Source organism: Xanthomonas sp. NCPPB 4467 (assembly GCF_041475665.2).
Taxonomy (GTDB): domain Bacteria; phylum Pseudomonadota; class Gammaproteobacteria; order Xanthomonadales; family Xanthomonadaceae; genus Xanthomonas; species Xanthomonas dyei.
In genome coordinates, this window is record NZ_CM191260.1 from 2,424,830 (window position 1) to 2,447,377 (window position 22,548).

The window sequence follows — 22,548 nt, forward strand, 5'->3', positions numbered from 1 at the left end:
GCGTGGCGAGCAATACAGCCGGCAACGCGGGTGCGCAGGTTGGTGAGAATACGCAGGATGCCTCGCTCGCGGCGTCCGGCGGTATCGTCAAGATGTCGGTTGCACCGGTCATGTCCAATGACAGTGGTTTGGTGCGCAGCACGCTCGATCAGGCGACGGTGCAGACCACCGCTGCCGGTACCGGTGTCACCGCAGGTGCGAACGAAAGCCGCACCCGCATCGATCCGGCCACCATTCCGGTGACCAACATCGTTGGCGACGGCCAGACCTCGCTGACGCAGATCGATCTGCCCATCGGCGGGTTGTATCGCCTGTCCAATGGCAACGCGACCGATCGCACGGCCATGGGGCGTGCGGCAGTCGGACTGGGCGGCATCAACGCCTGGCGCAGCAATGGCCCCGGCCGTCGTTACCTGATCGAGACCGACCCGCGCTTCGTCAATTACGACAATTTCATCAGCAGCGATTTCCTGCTGGACAAATTGGGCGTTGACCCGGAGTGGACCCAAACCCGTCTGGGCGATGGCTTCTACGAGCAGCGCCTGGTGCTGGACCAGATCACCCAGCTCACCGGCCGTCGCTATCTGGGCAACTACGCCGATGGCGTGGCGCAGTACCGCGCCTTGCTGGAGTCCGGTGTCGCGGCCGCAGGCCAGCTGCAGCTGAGCATGGGCGTGGGCTTGACCGCCGCCCAGGCGGCCGCGTTGACGCAAGACATCGTGTGGATGGTGGAGCAGGACTACCAGGGCCAGAAGGTGCTGGTACCGGTTGTGTATCTGGCCTCCAACTCGCTGCAGTTGCGCGGTAATGGCGCCTTGATTGCTGGCGGCAATGTCGAGCTCAACGCCAACAATGCCATGAGCAACCAGGGCGTGATCGCCGGTGCCGACGTCAGCATCACCGCCGGCAACCTGCTCAACCAGGGCCGCATCAGCGGCACCGGCAGCGTGGCGCTGGAAGCACGTAACGACCTGTTCAATCAGGGCCAGATCCAGGGCCGCGATGTCGCCCTGGTCGCTGGCAACAACCTGATCAGCGAAGCAACCAAGGCCATCAACGGCGTCGGCATCCTGTCGGGCATTACTGCTAGCAACACCCTGCAACTGTTTGCCGGCAACGACATGACGTTGACCGGTACCCGCGTGCAGGCCGACGGCAGTGCGGCCTTGATCGCAGGCAACACCCTCAGCCTTACCCCAAGCGCGTTGCGCGACGATAACGGCCTGCTGCGCGGCGGCGATGCCGTGTCGGTCATCACCGGCAAGGATCTGATCGTCTCGGCAGGCAACGACCTGCAACTGCACGGCGTCACCATCAACGCTGGCGGCAGTGCCGCGCTGCAAGCAGGCAACAACCTGTCACTGACCCCGACCACGGGCCTGGATGGCAAAGTCGCCACCCGCACCACCATCAGCACCGGCGACAGCCTGCAACTCACCGCAGGCAACGACCTGACCATCCGTCAGGCCAACGTCAACGCCGGCGGCGATCTGATCGCCGCCGCAGGCAACAACCTCAACGTCGAGTCGGTGCAAAACGACAGCGAGACCAACAGCTACAAGACACGCGAAGGCAAAACCCGCGTCACCACGACGACCACCACCCAAACCATCGATCAGCAAGCACTGACGGCCGGCGGCAACCTCATCCTCAGCGCCGGCAACGACGTCAATCTGGTCGCGGCCAAGCTGGACGCCGGCAAAGGCCTGGGCATCAGCGCCGGCAATGACATCAATGCCAGTACGCTGACGACGGTGGACACCAGCAACACCCTGGAAACGCGCAAGCGCTTCAAGCAGACCACCGCGACCAGCGATGAAACCGTCTACGGCACCGAGTTCAGTGCCGGCGGTAACTTGGCGATGCAGGCCGGTAACGACATCACCCTGACCGCCGCATCTGCGGCCGCCAAGGAAGGTGGCATCACTCTGGCTGCCGGCAACGACGTCAACCTGCTCGCCGCCAGCGAGCAGCACGATGTCGTGCAGGACATGACCAAGAAGAAGAAGGGCACGTTCTCAAGCAAGACCACGACTACGCATGATGAGTGGCATGACAACGTGGCGGTCACCACCACGCTCAGTGGCGACACCGTGCAGATTGCGGCAGGTAACGACCTGTTGTCGCAGGGCGCGCAGGTCGCCAGTACCGGCGATGTGGTGTTGGCCGCAGGCAACAACCTCACGCTGGACACGGTGCAGAACACCCGCAGCGAAGAGCGCGAAAAGACCGTCGAGAAGTCCGGCCTGTATGGCGGTGGCGGATTCAGCGTTGCGATAGGCGTCAGCAAAAAGACCGACGGCCTGGATGTTACCGAGGTGACCAACAGCGGCAGCCTGGTCGGCAGTACCGATGGCTCGGTGACAATGACCGCCGGTAACAAAGTGGCCATCACCGGAAGCGATGTGCTGAGTGCCACCAGCACCACGATCGTGGGTAAGGAAGTCACGATTGCCGCGGCGGAAAACACCATGGATACGGTGCAGACGTCCAAGCAGCAGAGTGCGGGCATTACGTTGGGATTGACGGGTGGAGTGGTGGCTGCTGCGGAAGCGGCCTATAGCGCGACCAAACGTGGCTCGGAGGTGGAAGACGACCGTCTAAAAGCACTCTATGCCGCCAAGGCGGGTTACGCGGTCAGCGACGGCGTGGCCGAGTATCAGGCAGCCGCGGCCGCTGGCAGCAATATGGGGGGCGTGAGTTTACGCATCGGTATCGGCGCTAGCAGTGCGTCGAGCAAGACGACTACACATGAGGAAACTACTGGCGATAGCCGCATCCTAAGTAACGGCAACGTCACCATCGCAGCGACCGGCGGCGACTTGAATGTCATTGGTAGCAAGATCAATGGTGAAAATGTCGCGCTGTCGGCGGCGAACGACCTGAATCTGCTGAGTAGCCGGGAGACAAACACCAACAAGTCGGAGAACAAGAACGCAGGCGGCGAGATTGGTGTAAGCGTCGGGACCACGACGGGCGTGTATCTCACTGCCTATGCGGGTAAAGGCAGTGCCAAGGGCAATAGCGACGTGCACGCTGAGAGCGTCGTGGCCGCCAACGATAGGTTGACGTTGATCAGTGGCAACGACACCACAATCAAGGGTGCACAAGCAATCGGCGACAAAGTGCTGGCTGACGTAGGCGGTGACTTACTGATCCAAAGTGAGCAAGACACCAGCGACTACAAGAGCAAGCAGCAACAAGCGGGTATGACGTTGGTGTGGGGCTTCAGCGGCAGCAGTGCGAACTACAGCCAGCAGAAGGTCAACAGCACTTACACCAGTGTCAATTAACAAAGCGGAATTCAGGCTGGCAAGGGTGGATTTGACATCACTGTTGGTGGCAATACGCACCTTGTTGGCGGTGCCATTGCAAGTACGGCGGATGCGACACTCAATCGCCTGTCCACGGATAGCCTGACGGTAGAAGATCTTCAGAACGAAGCCAAAGCAAAGGCATCGAACATCGGGGTGGGTGCGGGAACCAGTGGTGCTGGATTAGCCCAATCCGCCGCAAGTGCAGGGCTGAGTGCTCTGGGAAGCGCCAATAGCAACGCAACGAGTACTACTCGCAGTGACATTGCTGCTGGTGCTATTGAAATACGTAGTAAGGATCTCAGTGCCCTCGAAGGTCTGGAACGCAGCGCATCAATGCTTGACGGCAATAGCGTCAAGGCAATTGATACGAACAAGTTGCAGGAACAGGTCGAGCTGAGCCAGGTTGCAGGCGAGGTAGGATTCCGCACTGCCAAGGAAGTAATTGCTGCACGGCGCGACGCGGCAACAGAAGAGCTGAAGGCTGCCGCCGAGGATTATCAAGCAGCCACAACCGATGAAGAGCGCGCGGCAGCAGTGGTGCGGCGTGACGCGGCTCAATCCAGCCTCAAGCAGTGGTCCGATGGCGGCAACGCCAAGATGGCGACGCAGGTGCTGGCAGGCGTATTCCAGGCGAGCCTCGGCGGAGGCAATGCTCTTGGCGCTGCTGCTGGTGTTGCTGCCAACGAAGGATTTCTGACCAAACTGTCAGCAAGCATCAATAAGGGCCTGGACGGCGATGGTGTCGCTCACGAAGGGGCAATGAATCTGGCCAGCATTGGCTTGGGTCTGATCGCAGGTGGTCTGGTGGGGGATGCCACGTCGGGCGCCATCGCTGCCAACACGTCCCAGCAATATGGCTACTACGACTACCGGGACGGTAAGCGACAGCTGTTGGCCTCCGATGCTCTGCGTGAGATGGCGGGCGGTGATGAGGCTTTACTGCAAGGCATGCGTACGCTGATCAACGAGGCCATCAAGAATGGTGCAGATCCGGCTAGTCTTGCGGCAGCGCTTACGACGCCTGGCGTCGCCAACAACATGGCGGGCATGGCGCTGGTTGAAGCATCGGCTCAGAGGGAATTCGGCAAGAGCTTTGGTTCGCTCGATATCTTGGATCAAAAGTCGGTTCTGGGGCTGCTGGGCAAGGTTTATGTTGAAGGCGCCCAAAGCATCGGTTCTGATGGGCAGCCTCTCGCCACTGTTGGAAGTGTCGAGAAGCTTCCAACAGTTGAGGTAGTTGGTAAATCGTCCGGGGGACTACTGTACGCCGGTCAGCTTGTCAGCGGGGTCATCGATGTCGACTCCCCGCAATTCAGTACCACATGAAATTTAGAGGTCCGCGGTTGATATTGACCACGAAACTCGGCGGGCGTTAGTCCGCCCATGCTGCCGTGCGGTGTCTGTTCGTTCTAGTCGTTCAGCCAATGCGTGGTCTGCTCGCTCAACTCGCTCGGTGTGCGGAAGATGTGCATGTCCAGCATGCCGCGCCGGTAGCCTCCGTTGAAACTCTCGAACGCAGCATTTGCACCGTCTGGACAGCCGTTATGGCAGCTTAGCGGCTTCTGCGAGTGCGGCATCAGCGCCTCGTTTTTCACTCTGGGATATACCGTGATGATGTCGAAGAAAGGGCAGTGGTTCGGGCTGATCGGGTGGTTGGTGCTGTGCTACGCCGTGGCCGGGCTTGGGGCGATGGCGTCCATCCAGGCGGCCACCTTCTATGCGGGACTGGCGCGGCCGGCGTGGGCGCCGCCCGGTTGGTTGTTCGGTCCGGTGTGGACGGCTTTGTACGGGATGATGGCCGTGGCGGCGTGGCTGATCTGGAGACGCGGGGGATGGCGTGCGTGCCGGGGAGCGCTTGGTCTATTTGTTCTGCAGTTGGGCTTGAACGGGCTGTGGAGCTGGTTGTTCTTTGCGTGGCATCAGGGGGCGTGGGCATTTGCGGACATCATTGCGCTGTGGCTGTCATTGGCCTGCACGATTGCCGCCTTCGGCAAGCGGCAACGGTTGGCCGGGTGGTTGTTGGTGCCGTACCTGTTATGGGTCAGCTTTGCAGCAGCATTGAATTACGCGGTGTGGCAGCTCAACCCTGGTGTGTTGTAAGCGGTCTCTCCGAGGCGCTTTGATCCAGTCCCGGGGTGGGGAATTGAAACGTGCGAACAAAGCTGCAGGCGTCCATTTGTTTGCTGCGACGCCCTTGCCGTCAGTACATGGGCTGCGCAAGCAACGGTCTTGCCACTGTCTAAAAAGTTTCCATAGCAATCAATCGCTTGCCGAAGGATTGCTTAAAGCACTGTCCAGCAAGGTTTTCTGATCACGCGATCATCGCGGCGCAAGCGCGCATTCACGCAATGCTTGACAGGCCTCGGCCCGGTGATGTCTTTTGCGTACATGCCTAACGCCTGCGCCACCGCTTCGCTTCTCTGTCAGCCGCTGCTGCGGCCGGGTGCGGGCGTGGCCGGCATTACCACCACCATTACTACCGTCACCATTCACCCGGTGCGGCCCGTCGTCTTCGCGTAACTTCCGAAAACAACGGCCCCGCACCCGGATCAGGATGCGGGGGCTTTCCTCCCTCATCTGATGCGGACGGGGCCTCCCTAACGAGGTCTGTCGATGTCATCGCCTGTTGTTTCGCTCAAACCCGCTGCTGTTGCCGTCTCTTCCGCACGCACCGTCGTGCACAAATTCGGCGGCACGTCGGTGGCCGATGCCGAGCGCTATCGGCATGTTGCGCGCCTGTTGCTGGCGCGCGAGGAGACCGTGCAGGTCACCGTGGTTTCGGCGATGAAAGGTGTCACCGATGCCTTGATCGAGCTGGCCGAGCTGGCTTCGCAGGACCGCCCGGAGTGGCGCGAGCGCTGGCATGACACGCGCGCGCGCCATCGCGGTGCGGCGGTGGCCTTGCTCGGCGAACATTCGGGGCCAACGGTGGAATGGCTGGACGAACGCTTCGAGCATCTGGCGCAGATCCTGGGTGCCTTGGCGGTGATCGGCGAGTTGCCGCGCGAGGTGCTCGACCGCGTGCAGGGCCTGGGCGAGGTGTATTCGGCGCAACTGCTGGGCGATCACTTCCGCGCCATCGGCGAAGACTGCGCGGTACTGGATGCGCGTGATGTGCTGGTGGTCAACCGTGGTGAGCTCGGCGTGGATGTGGACTGGGATGTCAGCGCGCAGCGGCTTGCGACCTGGCGCCAGGCGCATCCGCAGACGCGGGTCGTGGTGACCGGATTTGTGGCGCGCGACCGCGCCGACCGGATCACCACGCTGGGGCGCAACGGCAGCGATTATTCCGGCGCGATCTTCGCGGCCTTGTTCGATGCCGAGGAGTTGCATATCTGGACCGACGTGGATGGCGTGCTGTCGGCCGATCCGCGCGTGGTGCCCGAGGCGGTGCAGCTGGAAACCTTGAGCTACGACGAAGCCTGCGAGCTGGCCTATTTCGGCGCAAAAGTGGTGCACCCGCAGACCATGTCGCCGGCGATCGAGCGCGGCCTGCCGATCATCATCCGCAACACCTTCCAGCCGGAACATCCGGGCACGCGCATTACCGCCAGCAGCGCGGTGAGCGGGCCGATCAAGGGGTTGACGCTCAGTCCCGACCTGGCGGTGCTGAATCTGGAAGGCACTGGCTTGATCGGCGTGCCGGGCACTGCCGAGCGCGTGTTCGCGGCGCTGCGGACGGCGCAGGTGTCGGTGGTGATGATCTCGCAGGGCTCGTCCGAGCATTCGATCTGCTGCGTGGTCAAACAGCACGAATCCGAGCGTGCACGCAATGCGTTGTTGCAGGCGTTTGCGCACGAACTCACCGTTGGCCAGGTGCAGCGTGTGCAGTTGACCACCGGCATCAGTGTGTTGGCGGCGGTGGGCGATGGCATGGCCGGCCAGCCGGGTGTTGCTGCGCGCTTGTTTGAATCGCTGGGGCGCGCACAGGTCAATATCCTGGCCATCGCGCAGGGTTCGTCGGAGCGCAATATCTCGGTGGCCATCGATGCGGCGCACGCGACCAAGGCCTTGCGCGCGGCGCATGCCGGCTTCTGGCTGTCGCCGCAGACGTTCTCGGTGGGCGTGATCGGGCCGGGCAATGTGGGCGCGGCGTTGCTGGATCAGCTGCGCAGCGCGCAACCGCAATTGCTGGGCAAGGCGAACCTGGATCTACGTCTGCGTGCAGTGGTCTCGCGCGGACGCATGCTGCTGGAAGAACGCGGCCTGGTCGGCGATTGGCGCGATGCGTTTGCATCCGCCGCCACCAAGACCGATCTGGAGCGTTTCACCACGCATCTGCTGTCTGCGCATCTGCCGCATACGGTGATCATCGATTGCAGTGGCAGTGCCGAAGTGGCCGACCGCTATGCGGGTTGGTTGGCGGCCGGTATCCACGTGGTGACGCCGAACAAGCAAGCCGGCTCCGGTCCATTGGCGCGCTACGAGGCGATCCGTGCGGCAGCCGATGCCAGCGGTGCGCGTTTCCGTTACGAGGCCACCGTGGGCGCGGGCCTGCCGGTGATCACCACGCTGCGCGATCTGGTCGATACCGGCGATGCGGTGACCTCGATCGAAGGCATCTTCTCCGGCACGTTGGCGTGGCTGTTCAACAAATACGACGGCAGTGTGGCGTTCTCCGAACTGGTCACCCAGGCGCGGGGCATGGGCTATACCGAGCCGGACCCGCGCGACGATCTGTCGGGCGTGGATGTGGCCCGCAAACTGGTGATTTTGGCGCGCGAAGCGGGGCGCGCGATCAGCCTGGAGGACGTCAACGTGGAAAGCCTGGTGCCCGAAACCTTGCGCCAGGCCAGTGTGGATGACTTCATGGCGCATCTGCAGGACGTGGACGCGGGATTTGCGCAACGGCTGGCCGATGCGCGCGCACGCGGCAATGTGTTGCGCTATGTCGCCCAGCTGCCGCCCGATCGCGCGCCCAGCGTTGGCCTGGTGGAACTGCCGGCCGATCATGCGTTCGCCAATCTGCGTCTGACCGATAACGTGGTGCAGTTCACCACGCGGCGTTACTGCGAAAACCCGCTGGTGGTGCAGGGCCCGGGCGCCGGGCCGGAAGTCACCGCGGCCGGTGTCTTTGCCGATCTGCTGCGCGTGGCGGCGGGCGAGGGGGCGCGGTTGTGAGTCAGGCGGTGATCGGTCAATCCGCAGTCGCGTATGCGCAAGCAAGCGGTGCATCGTTGGGCACGGGCGCTCTGCACCAAGCGCGCGCCTTCGCACCCGCATCGGTTGCCAATGTCGCCGTGGGCTTCGACCTGTTGGGGTATCCGGTCGATGGCGTGGGCGATACGGTAACGGTGCGTCGCATCGATGCGCCGGTGGTACGCATCGCCGCCATTCGCGGCACGACCGTCGCGTTGCCGCTGGATGCCGAGCGCAACACCGCCGGTGCCGCCTTGATGTCGCTGCGTGCTGCATTGGAGCTGCCTTACGGCTTTGAAGTGGAGATCGACAAGGGCATTGCGCTGAGTTCGGGCATGGGGGGCTCGGCAGCCTCATGCGTGGCCGCGTTGGTGGCGGCAAATGCGCTGCTGGACACGCCGTTGAGCACGACGCAGTTGTATCAACATGCGCTCGATGGCGAAGCCGTCGCCAGCGGTAGCCGGCATGGCGACAATCTGGGGCCGTTGTTCTTAGGGGGCTTGGTGGTGTGCACGCTGGAGCGGCTGGTGCCGATCGCGGTGCCGGCGGCGTGGCATAGCCTGTTGGTGCACCCCGACGCCGTGCTGGAAACCCGTCGCGCGCGCGCGGCTCTGGCCGGCGATTATCAATTGCGCGAGTTTGTCGCGCAGAGCACCAATCTTGCGTTGGTGCTGGCGGGTTGCCATGCCGGCGATGCCGGGTTGGTGCGTGCCGGCTTGCGCGATGTGCTGGTCGAACCACGCCGTGCGCCATTGATCAGCGGCTTTGCCGCCGCCAAGCAGGCTGCGCTGGAGCATGACGCGATGGGCGCGAGCATTTCCGGTGCCGGCCCCAGCGTGTTTGCCTGGTTCGAAACGCGCGCCGCCGCGCAAGCCGCGGCGCCAGCGGTGCAGGCTGCCTTCGCCGCTGCCGGGTTCGATAGCCAGTCCTGGGTGTCGCCGATCGCCAGCCCGGCCGCACGGCTGATCGAATGAGCCGGCATCTGTATATCCCGGCGCGGCAGGATGCAGCGTGCGGCGTGTGGACCACGCAACACGCTGCAAGCACCTCATTCCACCACGACCTCGCTGATCTGCATCACCGGGCTCAAGTCGGTGTAGTTGGCGATGTCGCCCAGGATCTCCGTCGCGTGCGGGCCGAAGCTGCCGTTGAAGGCTTCCACCGAGTCGCAAAAGATATGGCACATGCCGATGAAGGCTGGGCTACTGCCGGGCTCGCCGCCACTGAGTCCCTTGTCCACCGTGTAACGCAGGCAGGCCGCACCCATGCGCGCGGCCACCAGCGGCATGTGCTGGTCGCGGTAATAGGTGTGGTCGAAACGGGCGCCTTCGCGGTAGGGGTACATCACACTGACCTTGATCATCTGCCGACTCCACGGAAAGGTGCGCGCAGCATAGCGCCGTGCCGGCGCGCGCAGGCGACCATTCGGCGGAACGCAGCAACCGCGCCAGCCATGCCCATTGCCTCGATCATTTCATTGCCGGGTCACGCCCGGTCCTGTTTTTGCCTGGAGTCACGCTGATGTTCATCTCCACCCGTGGCGGCGCACCCGCCGCAAGTCTGAGTCAGGCGATTGCCGCCGGCCTGGCCCCCGATGGCGGACTGTATGTGCCGCAGACCGTGCCGCCGGCACGCACGCTGGCCGCCGGTGCCGACCTGGCCGCGACAGCCACCACCTTGCTGCAGCCGTTTTTTGAAGGCGATGCGTTGGCGCCCGAGTTGCCCGCCATCTGCGCCGAGGCGTTCGATTTCCCGGCGCCGCTGGTGGCGCTGACCACGCCCGGCGATTACGCGCTGGAGCTGTTTCACGGCCCCACCGCCGCATTCAAGGATTTCGGAGCGCGCTTCCTGGCTGCCTGCCTGACCCGTCTGCGCCGTGCCGAAGACCGCCCGCTCACCATCCTGGTGGCCACGTCCGGCGATACCGGCGCTGCGGTGGCGGCGGCATTCCATCGTCAGCCGGGCTTGCGCGTGGTGGTGCTGTATCCGGACGGGCGGGTGTCGCCGCGCCAGGCGCATCAGCTGGGCTGCTTTGGCGACAACATCCAGGCATTGCGGGTGGCCGGCTCGTTCGACGATTGCCAGGCGATGGTCAAGCAGGCCTTGAGCGACGCAGCACTGCAGACGCAGGTACCGCTGAGCTCGGCCAACAGCATCAGCCTGGGCCGCTTGCTGCCGCAGATGAGCTACTACGCGCATGCCGCCCTGCAGCACCAGGCGACGGCGGGCAGTGTGCTGAATCTGGTGGTGCCCACCGGCAATCTGGGCAACGGGCTGGCCGCGATCCTGGCGCGCGCGCTCGGGGTGCCGTTGGGCACGATCGCGCTGGCGTCCAACGCCAACCACGTGTTGCCGGATTACTTTGCCGGCGACGACTACGCCCCGCAGCCCAGCGTGGCGACCCTGGCCAATGCGATGGACGTGGGTGCACCGAGCAATTTCGAACGGCTGCGCTGGTTGTACCAAGGTGACGATGCGGCGTTGCGCGAGGCTTTCCGCGCCCTGTCGGTAGACGATGCGGCCATCAGCCACACCATCCAGCAGCGCTATGCGCGCTACGGCGAAGTGCATTGCCCGCACACCGCCACCGCAGTACATGTGCTGGAGCAACTGCGTGCCGAAGGTGCCGAGGGCGTCACCGGCGACTGGGCCGTGGCTGCCACCGCGCATCCGGCCAAGTTCGAAGGGGTGGTGGAGCCGTTGATCGACCGCGCGGTCGATGTTCCGCCCGCATTGGCGGCGCTGCTGCAACGTCCCGCACACGCCGAAGCGCTGGCGCCGGATTACGCCGTGTTCCGGCAGCGCCTGCTTGCGGATGCGGCCTAAGCCAAACGCGTTCAGCCAGCCGGGGTTGGAAAGTGTCGCGCATGGGGCTATCTCTATCCGGGTGCGGCCCCGGCGTGGCGCCGCGTTCGATGTGGGTTGCTGCATGTCTTATCGAGTGATTGCCGTCGCCGCCGCGTTGTGCGGCTGGGCAGCGGCGGGTGCGGCCGTGGCGGCCGATGCCCTGGTTGCGTCTCCGGTGTCGCCCTTGGGCGCGCCGCGTGCGGGGCTGATCGATGCCTTGGCGCGTCAGGCGCCATCGCTGGACCGCCAGGTTCTGGCGCTGGCCACCGAAGCGTTGCAATGCGCGCGTCAACGCCAGCAGGTGGGCGATGAGCGTGTGCTCAGCGTTATCGATTACAGCCGGCCGTCGACCGAACGCCGGCTATGGGTGTTCGATCTGGCGCGGCAGCGGTTGCTGTTCCAGGAATGGGTGGCGCACGGGCGCAATACCGGCGAGAACCTGGCCGCGAAGTTCTCCAACGCCGACGGCAGCTTCCAGTCCAGCCTGGGTGCGTTTACCGCGCAGGAGTCCTACACCGGCCACAACGGCTATTCGTTACGGCTCAAAGGCCTGGAGCCGGGCTTCAACGATCACGCGCGCGACCGCGCCATCGTGATCCACGGCGCGCCCTACGTCAGCGAGGCCATCATCCGCAGCCAGGGTCGGCTGGGGCGTAGCCTCGGCTGCCCGGCAGTGCGGCCGGCAGTGGCCAAGCAGCTGATCGACACCTTGCGCGAGGGCGCGTTCGTGTTCGCCTATTACCCGGACCGTGCCTGGCTGCGGCAGTCGCAGCTCCTCAGCAGCGGCTGCGGTGCATCGGTGGCGAGTGCGGGTGGGCGTTGAAGCGTCGTGCCCTGCGTCGTGATTCGACAACGTAGTTGAGAACACAGCCGGCGTGAGTTGAGCGCATCTGCGCTGTCGCATTGAGTGCGGCCATCCGGCCAGCACACAGCTGTCTTCGTCACCGCCGCGAGCACTGGCGCCGCGTCTTCGCCAACGCGCGGTGGCGCGGACATGCAATCAAACCAATTGTTCAACCACCATCGACCAGATAGCGCTCAGACCGTGTCGCCAGCCAGGCTGCGCAGGGCGGCGTAGTCCAGGATCTGCACCAGCTGCAGTTGCGGCAGCGCGATCAGCTGCTGCTGCCTGAGTTTGGTGAAGGTGCGGCTTACCGTTTCCATGGTCAGCCCGAGATGGTCGGCGATGTCGCCGCGGCTCATCGGCAGGGCCACGGTGTCGCCGCTGGCGCCGGGCTGGGTGGAGCGGGCGGCCAGACGCAGCAGAAAGTGCGCCAACCGTTCGCTGGGTTGCAGCCGCGCCAGCAGCAGGCCGGTGTCCTGCGCTGCAGCCAGTTCCATGCCGGCGCGCTGCAGCAGCTTGCGCTCCAGGTGCGGGTAGCGATCGCGCAACTGGCGCATCTGCGCCATCGGCGTACGACACACGCGGCTGTCGACCATGGCTTCGATATCGTGGCGGTGCTGCGCGGTTTCGGTCAGCCCCACATAGTCGCCGGGCAGCACGAAACCGGTGATCTGGCGGCGGCCATCGGCGAGCGTGCGCACCAGGCGCAAGGCACCGGAGGTGACGGTGTAGACGTGCTGGCGCGCATCGCCGGCACGCACCAGCGTACTGCCGGGTGCATAGCTGGACGCAGTGGTGGCCTCATCGAGCGCGTCCATTTCCTGCGGCGACAGTGCCGCGCAGATCGCACGGCCGCGGACCGCGCATAGCGCGCAATCGGAACCGGGCGCGTCGCTGCCGGCTGCCGCGCTAGGCGCCGGGCAGGTCACGCTGGGGTCTGAAAGCTGCCGATACATGGGTCACGCACTGCCTGGGACGCAGCTCGATGATACGCCATGCGCTCAGCGCGGCCGCCCAGCCGGTAGAATTGCCGGCTCGCCCCAGTCGTTCTGCAGGAGTTTCGCTCGTGATCAAGCCCCGTACGCCGCCCGGCATCATGGAATTGCTGCCACGCGAGCAGATCGCGTTCCAGCGCATGCTGGACGTCATCCGCCGCAACTACGAGCGGTTCGGGTTCCTGCCGGTCGAGACCCCGGTGTTCGAGCTGTCCGACGTGTTGTTGACCAAATCCGGCGGCGAAACCGAGCGTCAGGTCTATTTCGTGCAGTCCACCGGCGCGCTGGCCAATGCGGCTGCCGCAGCCGACGAAGGTGCCGAAAACGGCGGCTTGCCGGAGCTGGCGCTGCGCTTCGACCTCACCGTGCCGCTGGCGCGCTATGTCGCCGAGCACGAGCACGATCTCAGCTTCCCGTTCCGTCGTTATCAGATGCAGCGCGTGTACCGCGGCGAGCGTGCGCAGCGCGGGCGTTTCCGCGAGTTTTACCAGTGCGATATCGATGTGATCGGCAAGGATGCGCTGAGCATCCGCTACGACGCCGAAGTGCTGGCGGTGATCCACGCGGTGTTTGCCGAGCTGGGCATCGGCGATTTCAAGGTGCAGTTGAACAACCGCAAGTTGCTGCGCGGGTTCTTCGAAAGCCTGGGCGTGGCCGAAGGCGAGTTGCAGCTGGCGGTGTTGCGCGAGGTCGACAAGATCGACAAGCGCGGCGCCGATTACGTGCGCGACACGCTGGTGGGCGAAGGCTTCGGCATCGCTGCCGAGCAGGTCGCCAAGATCCTGGCGTTCGTGGCGGTGCGCTCAAGCGGCCATGCCGATGCGCTGGCGCAGTTGCAGGCGCTGGAAGCCTCGGTGGGCGCCAGCGCGACGCTGGGCGAGGGCATTGCCGAATTGCGCGAGGTGCTGGAGCTGGTCAAGGCGCTGGGCGTGCCGGAAAGCGCGTACTGCCTGAATTTCTCGATCGCGCGCGGGCTGGATTACTACACCGGCACCGTCTACGAAACCACGCTCACCGACCACCCGCAGATCGGCTCGATCTGCTCGGGCGGGCGCTACGAAAGCCTGGCCAGCCACTACACCAAGTCCAAGCTGCCCGGCGTGGGCATCTCGATCGGCCTGACCCGCCTGTTCTGGCAGCTGCGCGAGGCCGGCCTGATCCAGGGCATCGCCGAAAGCAGCGTGCAGGCCATGGTGGCGCTGATGGACGAAACCCGCCTGGACGACGCGCTGGATATCGCGCGCCGGCTGCGCATCGGTGGCATCAACACCGAAGTGCAGATGGAGCCGAAGAAGGTCGGCAAGCAGTTCCAGTACGCCGCCCGCGCCGGCATCCGCTTTGTGGTGCTGGCCGGCGACGACGAGCTGGCGCGCGGCGTGGTAGCGGTCAAGGACCTGGTACGCGAGCAGCAGTTCGATGTGGCGCGCGAAGAGTTGGCAAGCACGCTGCAGGTTGAGTTGGAACAGGCCAAGGTGATGTGAGCAGCATTGTCGCCCCTCATCCGCCCTGGCGGGCACCTTCTCCCCCCGGGCGGGAGAAGGGGGAGGGGCTGACTTGGACGAGCTGCGCCCATTAGCCGCTGAGTGGGAGACGTCAGCATTCGCTGCTGAGTGGGGAGACGTCAGTGAGAGCCCCAACTCAAGGAGTCATGTCCTTCTCCCGTTGACGGGAGAAGGTGGCGCGCAGCGCCGGATGAGGGGCGTTCCGCCGCCTCAGCTCAGGTGACCACTCAGACACTGCGTCCAGCCGGTGACAATTCAAGTCGTTTGCGTTAATGTACTAACACGCTATTACATTAACGCAATGAAACAACGACCTGCCCCCCGCGAAACCGCCGACGTTGCCGCCTCCCTCAAGATGCTGGCCGATGCGCTGGCATGCCTGGACGCGCCCGGCTCGGTCGAGGCATTTCTGCGCGACCTGTGCACCCCGGCCGAGCTCGAAGCCATGGCCGACCGCTGGCGGGTGGTGCCGCTGCTGATCAAGGGCGTGCCGTACCGCGAAATCCACGAGCTGACCCAGGTCAGCGTGACCACCATCGGGCGCGTTGCGCGCACCCTGGATCATGGCGCCGGCGGCTATGCCGAGGCCTTGCGCGAGCAGTCGTCGCGCCCTGTCGATTCCCACTGAGAGAACAAGATGAGTGCTTCCACGGCAGCGCCGGCACGTGACCGGTTGCGTATTGCCATCCAGAAAAACGGCCGTCTGGCCGAGCCGGCGCGCAGCCTGCTGGCCGCCTGCGGGCTGAGCTGGCGGCAGAGCCGCGACAAATTGTTCTGCTATGGCGAATCGTTGCCGGTGGACTTGCTGCTGGTGCGCGACGACGACATCCCGGGCCTGATCGCCGACGGCGTCTGCGACTTAGGGATCGTGGGCCAGAACGAACTGGACGAGCAGGCGTCGTCGCGTCGTCGCGCTGGCTTGCCGGCCGCCTACCATGCCGTGCGTGGGGTCGGTTTCGGCCAGTGCCGGCTGATGCTGGCGGTGCCGGAAGAATGGGACTGGCAGGGCATCCAGCAACTGGCAGGCAAGCGCATCGCCACCAGCTACCCGGCGATTTTGGCCGACTGGCTGGAGCGGCAGGGCATCGATGCGGCGGTGGTAGAGCTCTCCGGTTCGGTGGAAATCGCTCCGCGCCTGGGCACCGCCGATCTGATCTGCGACCTGGTGTCTAGTGGCGCGACGTTGGCGGCCAACCAGCTCAAGCCGGTGCAGCTGGTGATGGAAAGCGAGGCCGTGCTGGCCGGCGCGGTACGCGAGCCGGCCGATGCGCGCGCCGCCTTGCTGGCGATGCTGCTGCGACGCATGGACGGCGTGCTCAAGCTGCGCGACAGCAAACTGCTGATGTTCCGTGCCGAGCATGCGCATGTGGATGCGCTGCGCCGGCTGCTGCCCGATGCCGACCCGCTGGTACAGCTGCCGGACGATGGCAACGGCGCACTGCGGCTGCAGACCATGTGCCACGGTGCGGTGACCTGGCAACGGTTGGAAGAACTCGAACGCGCAGGTGCGCAAGGCTTGATGGTGTTGACAGTGGAGCGCTCGCTGGCATGAACATTCTCGATTGGTCCCAACTCGACAGCGCGTCGCGTACCGACGCCTTGACACGCCCGGTGCAGACCGTGGCCACACAGACCCGCGACGCGGTCGCCAGCTTGATCAGCGACGTGCGTGCGCGTGGCGATGCGGCATTGCGCGAAATCACCGCGCGTTTCGATGGCGTGTCGCTGGACAGTTTTGCAGTGAGTGCGGCCGAATTCGCTGCCGCCGAAGCCGTCGTGGCGCCGGAGCTGCGCCAGGCGATGCAGGACGCCGTCGCGCGCATCGACACCTTCCACCGCGCCGGCATGAGCGAAGGGTATGCAGTGGAAACCGCGCCAGGCGTGGTCTGCGAAAAGATCGTGCGGCCGATCGGGCGGGTGGGGTTGTACGTGCCGGCTGGCAGCGCGCCGTTGCCGTCGACCGCGTTGATGCTCGGCGTTCCAGCGCGTCTGGCCGGCTGTCGCGAGGTCGTGCTGTGCACGCCGCCGCGCAAGGACGGTAGCGTGGATCCGGCAGTGCTGGTGGCCGCGCAGCTCACCGGCGTGCGTCGCGTGTTCAAGCTCGGCGGCGCGCAGGCGATTGCGGCGATGGCTTATGGCACCGAATCGGTGCCGAGCTGCGACAAGTTGTTCGGGCCGGGCAATAGCTACGTCACCGAAGCCAAGCAGCAGGTGGCGCAGTCCGGTGCGGCAGCCATCGATATGCCGGCCGGTCCATCGGAAGTGCTGGTGATTGCCGATGCCGGCGCGCAGCCGGCCTTCGTGGCTGCCGATCTGCTGTCGCAGGCAGAGCACGGCCCGGATTCGCAGGTGTTGCTGTTGTCCGACAGCGATGCGTTGATTGCCGCCGTGCAAGTGGAGTTGGATGCGCAATTGGCGCAGCTGTCGCGCGCGGAGATCGCCCGTCAGGCGCTGGCGCAATCGCGCCTGATCAAGGTGCAATCGCTGGACGAGGCATTTGCCATCAGCAACCGCTATGCCCCCGAGCACTTGATTCTGGCGCTGCGCGAACCGCGCGCATGGTTGAACCAGGTGGAAGCGGCCGGCTCGGTATTTCTCGGCGACTACACACCCGAAGCCTTGGGCGACTACTGCAGCGGCACCAACCACGTGCTGCCGACCAGCGGCGCGGCGCGCGCCTATAGCGGCGTGAGCGTGGCCAGCTTTCAGAACATGGTCAGCGTGCAGGCGGCGAGCAAGGCCGGCATCGATGGCATCGGCGAGTGCGCGTTGATTCTTGCGCGCGCCGAAGGCCTGGATGCGCATGCCAATGCGGTGGCGCTGCGCATGGGAGTGGCGGCATGAGCACGTCATCGATTCTTGAGTTGGTGCGCGAAGACCTGCGTGCGTTTGCCGGCTATTCGTCGGCGCGCACCAGCGCGTTGCAGGGCGATGTCTGGCTCAACGCCAATGAATCGGCCTGGGGCAACCCGGCCGATCCCCACGGCAGCACGCGACGCTATCCCGACCCGCAACCCAAGGGCCTGCGCGTGGCGCTGGCAGAGTTGTATGGCTGCGCGCCGGAGCAACTGCTGATTGGACGTGGCAGCGACGAAGCGATCGACCTGCTGGTGCGCGGTCTGTGCGTACCCGAGCGCGATGCAGTGGTGGTGACGCCGCCGGTGTTCGGCATGTATGCGGTGTGCGCGCGCTTGCAGAATGCGCCGCTGGTGGAGGTGCCATTGATCGATGGCAGCGATGGATTCCATGCAGACATCGCCGCCATCGTCGAAGCGGCACTGACCTCGAAGGCGAAGCTGGTGTTTTTGTGCTCGCCCTCCAACCCGGCGGGGTCGGCGATTGCATTGCAGGACATCGAAGTCGCAGTGCAGGCGCTGCAGGGCAAGGCGCTGGTGGTTGTGGACGAAGCCTACGGCGAATTTTCGGACGTGCCATCTGCGGTGACGCTGCTGAACCGCTACGAGAATCTTGCCGTGCTGCGCACCTTGTCCAAGGCGCATGCGCTTGCCGCTGCACGCATCGGCTGCCTGATCGCCAATGCCGAATTGATCGCGTTGTTGCGACGCTGCCAGGCCCCGTATCCGGTCCCCACGCCGTGCGCGGTGATGGCCGAGCAGGCGTTGTCTGCGCCGGCACTGGAGGTCACACGCCGGCGCATTGCCGAGGTGCGCAGCGAGCGTGAGCGCGTGCGCGTGGCATTGACGCAGCTTGCCGGCGTCCGCCAGGTGTATGCGTCGCAAGGTAACTTTTTGCTGGTGCGTTTCGAAGACGCCGAGGCTGCCTTCCAGGCGCTGCTGGAAGCCGGCGTGGTGGTACGCGATCAACGCGCGGTGCCGCGCCTGTCCGATGCATTGCGTATCACGCTGGGCACGGTCGAACAGAACCAACGCGTGCTTGGCGCGCTGCAGCGCAAGCAGGAGGCCGCATGACCCCGATCCTTTTTGTCGACCGCGATGGCACGCTGATCACCGAGCCGGCCGACTACCAGATCGACGCCTACGAGAAGCTGCGCTTTGTTGATAACGTGATTCCAGCCATGCTCAAGCTGCGCGATGCCGGTTATCAGTTCGTTATCGTCACCAATCAGGATGGTCTGGGCAGCGAGAGCTATCCGCGCACCGCATTCGATGGCCCCAACAACCTGATGCTGCAGATCTTCGCCAGCCAGGGCATCGAGTTCCGCGAAGTGCTGATCGACTGCAGCTGGCCGGCCGACAACGCACCCACACGCAAGCCTGGCGTCGGCCTGATGGTGCCTTATCTGCAAGACCGCAACATCGACTGGGCGCGCTCGGCGATGGTGGGCGACCGCCTGACCGATATCCAGTTTGCGCAGAACCTCAACATCCGCGGCTTCCAGCTACGTACCGATGAATTCGGCGGCGACTGGGATTGGCCGGGCATCGCGCACGAACTGGCCGATGCGCCACGGCGTGCGGTGGTTCAGCGTAATACCAAAGAAACCAAGATCCGCGTCGAGCTGGATCTGGATCGCGTCGCCGAGCCGCATACCGCCACCGGCCTGCCGTTCTTCGATCACATGCTGGAGCAGATCGGCAAACACGGCGGTTTTGCGCTGGATATCCGCGCCGACGGCGATCTGCATATCGATGAGCACCACACCATCGAAGACACCGGCCTGGCGCTGGGCCAGGCACTGCGCGAAGCCCTGGGCAACAAGCGTGGAATTGGCCGCTATGGGTTCGATCCGGCCGAAAGCCCCTGGCTTGCGGCGGGCGAGAGCGCGCAACACGGGTTCACCCTGCCGATGGATGAAACCATCGCCAGCGCGGCGCTGGATTTCAGCGGCCGGCCGTACTTCGTGTTCGATGGCGAGTTCAAGCGCGAACGCGTGGGCGATATGCCCACCGAGCTGGTCCCGCATTTCTTCCGTTCCATTTGCGATGCGTCCGGCCTGAACCTGCACCTGAGCGTGCGGGGCGAGAACGATCACCACAAGGTCGAGGCGTGCTTCAAGGCGCTTGCACGCGCCCTGCGCCAGGCGATCCGTCGCGAAGGCACGGCGCTGCCCTCTACCAAGGGCGCGCTATGACCGACCTTGCGCTGATCGACGCCGGTGGCGCCAATCTGGGCTCGGTGCGCTACGCATTGGAGCGGCTCGGCGTGGAAGCCCGACTGGTGCGCGATGCGGCCGGTTTGCAGGGCGCCGATCGGGTGATCCTGCCCGGCGTCGGCGCGGCACCGGAAGCGATGAAGCGTCTGCACGCGCAAGGCTTGATCGAGCCGCTACGCCAGTTGCAGGTGCCGTTGATTGGCATCTGCCTGGGCATGCAGCTGCTGTTCGAGCGTTCCGAAGAAGGCGACGTGGAATGTCTGGGCCTGTTGCCGGGTGTGGTGCGCCACATGACGCCGGCGCTTGGCATCCGCGTGCCGCATATGGGCTGGAACCAATTGGTAACGATGCGCGAATCGGCTTTGCTGGCCGGCCTGCCCGAACGCGCCAGCGCCTATTTCGTGCATGGTTACGCCGCGCCAGTCACCCCGGACACGGTGGCCGCCTGCGATCACGGCGGCTTGTTCACTGCAGTGGTGCAGCAAGGCCTGCGCTGCGGCGCGCAGTTTCACCCGGAGCGCTCGGCCGAGACCGGTGCCCGCATTCTGCGCAATTTTCTTGAGATGAGCTTCCCATGAGTTTTACCGTCTACCCGGCGCTGGATATCCGCAACGGCCGCGTGGTGCGCTTGTTGCAGGGCGATTACGCGCGCGAAACCCAGTATGGCGACGATGTGCTGCCGCGCGCGCAGGCGTTTGCCGATGCCGGCGCACAGTGGATGCATCTGGTGGATCTGGATGCGGCCAAGGCCGGTGGCTATACCTTGGCCGGTACGCTGGGCGAGATCGCGCGCGCCACCGGCTTGCAGGTGCAGACCGGCGGCGGCGTGCGTTCGCGCGACGATGTGGCGCGCATCCTCGATGCCGGTGCGGCGCGCGTGGTGATCGGCTCGCTGGCGGTGCGCGAGAGCGACACCGTGATTGCATGGCTGCAGGAATTTGGCGCAGATCGCCTGACCATTGCGCTGGACACGCGGCAGGATGCGGCGGGTGTGTGGCAGCTGCCGGTGCATGGCTGGACCGAAGCGGCCGAGGCCACGCTGGACCAATTGGCGGTGCGCTATGCGCAGGCCGGCCTGCAGCACCTGCTGTGCACCGACATCGCACGCGATGGCATGTTGTCCGGGCCGAACATGGACCTGTACGCGCATTTGCGTGCACTCACGCCGCAGCTGCAGGTGCAGGTCTCCGGCGGCGCGCGCAATCTTGCCGACGTCGCCGCGGCCAAGGCCTCGGGCTGCGCCGGCATCGTGCTGGGCAAGGCCTTGCTCGAAGGGCACCTGGATCTCAAGGACGCATTGGCATGTTGAGCCGTCGCATCATTCCCTGCCTGGACGTGCGCGATGGGCGCGTGGTCAAGGGCGTCAAGTTCCGCGACCACATCGACATGGGCGATATCGTCGAACTCGCATTGCGTTATCGCGCGCAGGGCGCCGATGAGCTGGTGTTCTACGACATCGGCGCCAGCCCGGAAGGGCGCTCGGTCGATTACACCTGGGTCGAGCGCGTGGCGCGGCTGATCGACATTCCGTTTTGTGTTGCCGGCGGCATCCGCGATGTCGAAACGGCACGTGCAGTGTTGCACGCCGGTGCCGACAAGATTTCGATCAACTCGCCTGCACTCGGCCGCCCGCAGCTGATTTCTGAACTGGCCGATGCCTTTGGCGTGCAATGCGTGGTGGTCGGTATCGATTCCATTGGCGAAGAAGACGGCCAGTGGCGGGTACGTCGCTACACCGGCGATCCGAGCAAGACCCAGGCGTTACCGATGCGCACGCTGGACTGGGTGGCCGAAGTGCAGCGTTTGGGCGCGGGCGAGATCGTGCTCAATTGCATGGACAACGACGGCGTGCGGCGCGGCTACGATATCGCGCAGTTGCGCCAGGTGCGTGCGCTGTGCCGGGTGCCGTTGATCGCTTCCGGTGGTGCAGGCGAACTGCAGCATTTTGCCGATGTATTCGACCAGGCCGATGTGGACGGCGCCCTGGCTGCCAGTGTGTTTCATAGCGGCGCGATTCCGATCCCGGAACTCAAGCAATTTTTGCGCGCGCAACAGATCGAGGTACGTGATGGGCAGTGACACCGTGGCAACCGACGACGCGCTGCAGGCGCTGGACTGGAGCAAGGGCGATGGCTTGTTGCCGGTCGTCGTGCAGGACGCCGACAACCTGCGCGTGCTGATGCTGGGCTACATGAATGCCGAGGCGTTGGCAGTGACGCAGCAGCGCGGCGAAGTCACCTTCTTCAGCCGCAGCAAGCAGCGTTTGTGGACCAAGGGCGAGAGCTCGGGCAACGTGTTGCGCGTGGTCTCGATCGAAGCCGACTGCGACGCCGATACGTTGCTGGTGTTGGCGCGTCCGCACGGACCCACCTGCCATCTGGGCCGCACCAGTTGTTTTCCGAGCGCGCCGGGTCAATTCCTCGGTAGCCTGGATGCATTGATCGCCACGCGCGAGCGCGAGCGGCCGCATGACAGTTACACCACCAAGCTGTTCGAGCAAGGCATCCGCCGCATCGCGCAGAAAGTGGGCGAGGAGGGCGTGGAAACCGCCCTGGCCGGCGTGGTGCAGGGCGATGCGGAATTGCTCGGCGAATCGGCCGACCTGCTGTACCACCTGATCGTGCTGCTGCGCGCGCGCGGCCTGGGCCTGGGCGATGCAGTGGCATTGTTGGAGTCGCGGCACAAATAAAGCGATTGGTAGGAGCGCACCCGGGCGCGACGCGTTACCGATAAGGCCCACGTCGCGCCCAGGTGCGCTCCTACGATGCGATGTGATTTGCACGCCTACGCCGTCCACGTTGCCTCGGCGGGTACAATTTCCGCTGGTCTT

At 64.8% G+C, this 22,548-nt stretch carries 17 protein-coding genes and 2 pseudogenes; 16 read left to right on the forward strand and 3 right to left on the reverse strand.

What is annotated here, in order from left to right; genetic code table 11:
- Positions 1-344: 344 nt before the first annotated feature.
- A pseudogene (locus ACCQ06_RS10595) lies at positions 345-4,643 on the forward strand (hemagglutinin repeat-containing protein).
- On the opposite strand, the pseudogene ACCQ06_RS10600 reads toward ACCQ06_RS10595, so the two are convergent.
- A pseudogene (locus ACCQ06_RS10600) lies at positions 4,589-4,840 on the reverse strand (integrase core domain-containing protein); the annotation flags it as partial. The pseudogenes ACCQ06_RS10595 and ACCQ06_RS10600 overlap by 55 nt on opposite strands.
- Before the next feature lie 91 nt (positions 4,841-4,931).
- Here ACCQ06_RS10600 and ACCQ06_RS10605 point away from each other — a divergent pair.
- From ACCQ06_RS10605 to ACCQ06_RS10615, 3 genes are all read left to right on the forward strand, one after another.
- Positions 4,932-5,417 (forward strand): TspO/MBR family protein, encoded by a 486-nt coding sequence (locus ACCQ06_RS10605; RefSeq protein ID WP_104615510.1) that lies wholly within the window; start codon positions 4,932-4,934, stop codon positions 5,415-5,417.
- A gap of 513 nt (positions 5,418-5,930) precedes the next feature.
- Positions 5,931-8,438: a bifunctional aspartate kinase/homoserine dehydrogenase I gene (gene thrA, locus ACCQ06_RS10610; protein WP_316692311.1), complete on the forward strand. Its 2,508-nt coding sequence runs from the start codon at positions 5,931-5,933 to the stop codon at positions 8,436-8,438.
- 11 nt (positions 8,439-8,449) lie between these two features.
- The gene (locus ACCQ06_RS10615) at positions 8,450-9,430 is read left to right on the forward strand and encodes a homoserine kinase (RefSeq protein WP_372365794.1); all 981 of its coding nucleotides are present in this window, start codon (positions 8,450-8,452) and stop codon (positions 9,428-9,430) included.
- Positions 9,431-9,504: 74 nt separating this feature from the next.
- Here the strand turns inward: ACCQ06_RS10615 and ACCQ06_RS10620 are convergent, their stop codons facing one another.
- Positions 9,505-9,819 (reverse strand): EthD family reductase, encoded by a 315-nt coding sequence (locus tag ACCQ06_RS10620; RefSeq protein ID WP_316692315.1) that lies wholly within the window; start codon positions 9,817-9,819, stop codon positions 9,505-9,507.
- Between the two features lie 158 nt (positions 9,820-9,977).
- Here ACCQ06_RS10620 and thrC point away from each other — a divergent pair, with 158 nt between their 5' ends.
- Together thrC and ACCQ06_RS10630 are read left to right on the forward strand one after the other, a co-directional pair.
- On the forward strand, positions 9,978-11,282 hold the full coding sequence (gene thrC, locus ACCQ06_RS10625) for a threonine synthase (RefSeq protein ID WP_316692317.1): 1,305 nt from the start codon (positions 9,978-9,980) through the stop codon (positions 11,280-11,282).
- A gap of 103 nt (positions 11,283-11,385) precedes the next feature.
- Positions 11,386-12,126: a murein L,D-transpeptidase catalytic domain family protein gene (locus ACCQ06_RS10630; RefSeq protein ID WP_228324152.1), complete on the forward strand. Its 741-nt coding sequence runs from the start codon at positions 11,386-11,388 to the stop codon at positions 12,124-12,126.
- 215 nt (positions 12,127-12,341) lie between these two features.
- Here ACCQ06_RS10630 and ACCQ06_RS10635 read toward each other — a convergent pair whose 3' ends face one another.
- Positions 12,342-12,965, reverse strand: a complete 624-nt coding sequence (locus ACCQ06_RS10635; RefSeq protein WP_211287670.1) for a Crp/Fnr family transcriptional regulator — start codon at positions 12,963-12,965, stop codon at positions 12,342-12,344.
- Between the two features lie 248 nt (positions 12,966-13,213).
- Between ACCQ06_RS10635 and hisS the strand changes: the two genes are divergently transcribed.
- The 10 genes from hisS to hisIE all read left to right on the forward strand — a co-directional run bounded on the left by hisS (position 13,214) and on the right by hisIE (position 22,407).
- Complete coding sequence (hisS, locus tag ACCQ06_RS10640; protein ID WP_104615436.1) at positions 13,214-14,623, forward strand: histidine--tRNA ligase; 1,410 nt, start codon at positions 13,214-13,216, stop codon at positions 14,621-14,623.
- Between the two features lie 322 nt (positions 14,624-14,945).
- The gene (locus ACCQ06_RS10645; protein ID WP_104615437.1) at positions 14,946-15,272 is read left to right on the forward strand and encodes a YerC/YecD family TrpR-related protein; all 327 of its coding nucleotides are present in this window, start codon (positions 14,946-14,948) and stop codon (positions 15,270-15,272) included.
- Positions 15,273-15,281: 9 nt separating this feature from the next.
- The gene (gene hisG, locus ACCQ06_RS10650) at positions 15,282-16,196 is read left to right on the forward strand and encodes an ATP phosphoribosyltransferase (protein ID WP_316692320.1); all 915 of its coding nucleotides are present in this window, start codon (positions 15,282-15,284) and stop codon (positions 16,194-16,196) included.
- Positions 16,193-17,488 (forward strand): histidinol dehydrogenase, encoded by a 1,296-nt coding sequence (hisD, locus tag ACCQ06_RS10655; RefSeq protein WP_316692321.1) that lies wholly within the window; start codon positions 16,193-16,195, stop codon positions 17,486-17,488. The genes hisG and hisD overlap by 4 nt, the downstream gene beginning before the upstream one ends.
- Positions 17,485-18,573, forward strand: a complete 1,089-nt coding sequence (gene hisC, locus ACCQ06_RS10660) for a histidinol-phosphate transaminase (RefSeq protein WP_316692323.1) — start codon at positions 17,485-17,487, stop codon at positions 18,571-18,573. The genes hisD and hisC overlap by 4 nt, the downstream gene beginning before the upstream one ends.
- Entirely contained in the window at positions 18,570-19,697 is a 1,128-nt protein-coding gene (gene hisB, locus ACCQ06_RS10665; protein WP_316692324.1) for a bifunctional histidinol-phosphatase/imidazoleglycerol-phosphate dehydratase HisB, read from the forward strand. Before hisC ends, hisB begins: the two co-directional genes overlap by 4 nt.
- Positions 19,694-20,296, forward strand: coding sequence for an imidazole glycerol phosphate synthase subunit HisH (gene hisH / locus ACCQ06_RS10670; protein ID WP_316692326.1), 603 nt, complete (start codon positions 19,694-19,696; stop codon positions 20,294-20,296). The genes hisB and hisH overlap by 4 nt, the downstream gene beginning before the upstream one ends.
- Complete coding sequence (gene hisA, locus ACCQ06_RS10675) at positions 20,293-21,027, forward strand: 1-(5-phosphoribosyl)-5-[(5-phosphoribosylamino)methylideneamino]imidazole-4-carboxamide isomerase (protein ID WP_228324158.1); 735 nt, start codon at positions 20,293-20,295, stop codon at positions 21,025-21,027. The genes hisH and hisA overlap by 4 nt, the downstream gene beginning before the upstream one ends.
- Entirely contained in the window at positions 21,021-21,797 is a 777-nt protein-coding gene (gene hisF, locus ACCQ06_RS10680) for an imidazole glycerol phosphate synthase subunit HisF (protein WP_316692329.1), read from the forward strand. The genes hisA and hisF overlap by 7 nt, the downstream gene beginning before the upstream one ends.
- Positions 21,787-22,407 carry a bifunctional phosphoribosyl-AMP cyclohydrolase/phosphoribosyl-ATP diphosphatase HisIE gene (gene hisIE / locus ACCQ06_RS10685; protein ID WP_228324160.1) on the forward strand — a complete coding sequence of 207 codons (621 nt, stop codon included), beginning with the start codon at positions 21,787-21,789 and terminating at the stop codon, positions 22,405-22,407. The genes hisF and hisIE overlap by 11 nt, the downstream gene beginning before the upstream one ends.
- Positions 22,408-22,548 lie beyond the last annotated feature (141 nt).

What these genes read in the sequence shown, in the direction of transcription:
- ACCQ06_RS10605 (WP_104615510.1), top strand. Translation starts at nt 4,932, where the DNA reads ATGTCGAAGAAAGGGCAGTGGTTCGGGCTGATCGGGTGGTTGGTGCTG.
- thrA (WP_316692311.1), top strand. Translation starts at nt 5,931, where the DNA reads ATGTCATCGCCTGTTGTTTCGCTCAAACCCGCTGCTGTTGCCGTCTCT.
- ACCQ06_RS10620 (WP_316692315.1), bottom strand. Translation starts at nt 9,819, where the DNA reads ATGATCAAGGTCAGTGTGATGTACCCCTACCGCGAAGGCGCCCGTTTC.
- thrC (WP_316692317.1), top strand. Translation starts at nt 9,978, where the DNA reads ATGTTCATCTCCACCCGTGGCGGCGCACCCGCCGCAAGTCTGAGTCAG.
- ACCQ06_RS10630 (WP_228324152.1), top strand. Translation starts at nt 11,386, where the DNA reads ATGTCTTATCGAGTGATTGCCGTCGCCGCCGCGTTGTGCGGCTGGGCA.
- ACCQ06_RS10635 (WP_211287670.1), bottom strand. Translation starts at nt 12,965, where the DNA reads ATGGACGCGCTCGATGAGGCCACCACTGCGTCCAGCTATGCACCCGGC.
- ACCQ06_RS10645 (WP_104615437.1), top strand. Translation starts at nt 14,946, where the DNA reads ATGAAACAACGACCTGCCCCCCGCGAAACCGCCGACGTTGCCGCCTCC.
- hisG (WP_316692320.1), top strand. Translation starts at nt 15,282, where the DNA reads ATGAGTGCTTCCACGGCAGCGCCGGCACGTGACCGGTTGCGTATTGCC.
- hisD (WP_316692321.1), top strand. Translation starts at nt 16,193, where the DNA reads ATGAACATTCTCGATTGGTCCCAACTCGACAGCGCGTCGCGTACCGAC.
- hisC (WP_316692323.1), top strand. Translation starts at nt 17,485, where the DNA reads ATGAGCACGTCATCGATTCTTGAGTTGGTGCGCGAAGACCTGCGTGCG.
- hisB (WP_316692324.1), top strand. Translation starts at nt 18,570, where the DNA reads ATGACCCCGATCCTTTTTGTCGACCGCGATGGCACGCTGATCACCGAG.
- hisH (WP_316692326.1), top strand. Translation starts at nt 19,694, where the DNA reads ATGACCGACCTTGCGCTGATCGACGCCGGTGGCGCCAATCTGGGCTCG.
- hisA (WP_228324158.1), top strand. Translation starts at nt 20,293, where the DNA reads ATGAGTTTTACCGTCTACCCGGCGCTGGATATCCGCAACGGCCGCGTG.
- hisF (WP_316692329.1), top strand. Translation starts at nt 21,021, where the DNA reads ATGTTGAGCCGTCGCATCATTCCCTGCCTGGACGTGCGCGATGGGCGC.
- hisIE (WP_228324160.1), top strand. Translation starts at nt 21,787, where the DNA reads ATGGGCAGTGACACCGTGGCAACCGACGACGCGCTGCAGGCGCTGGAC.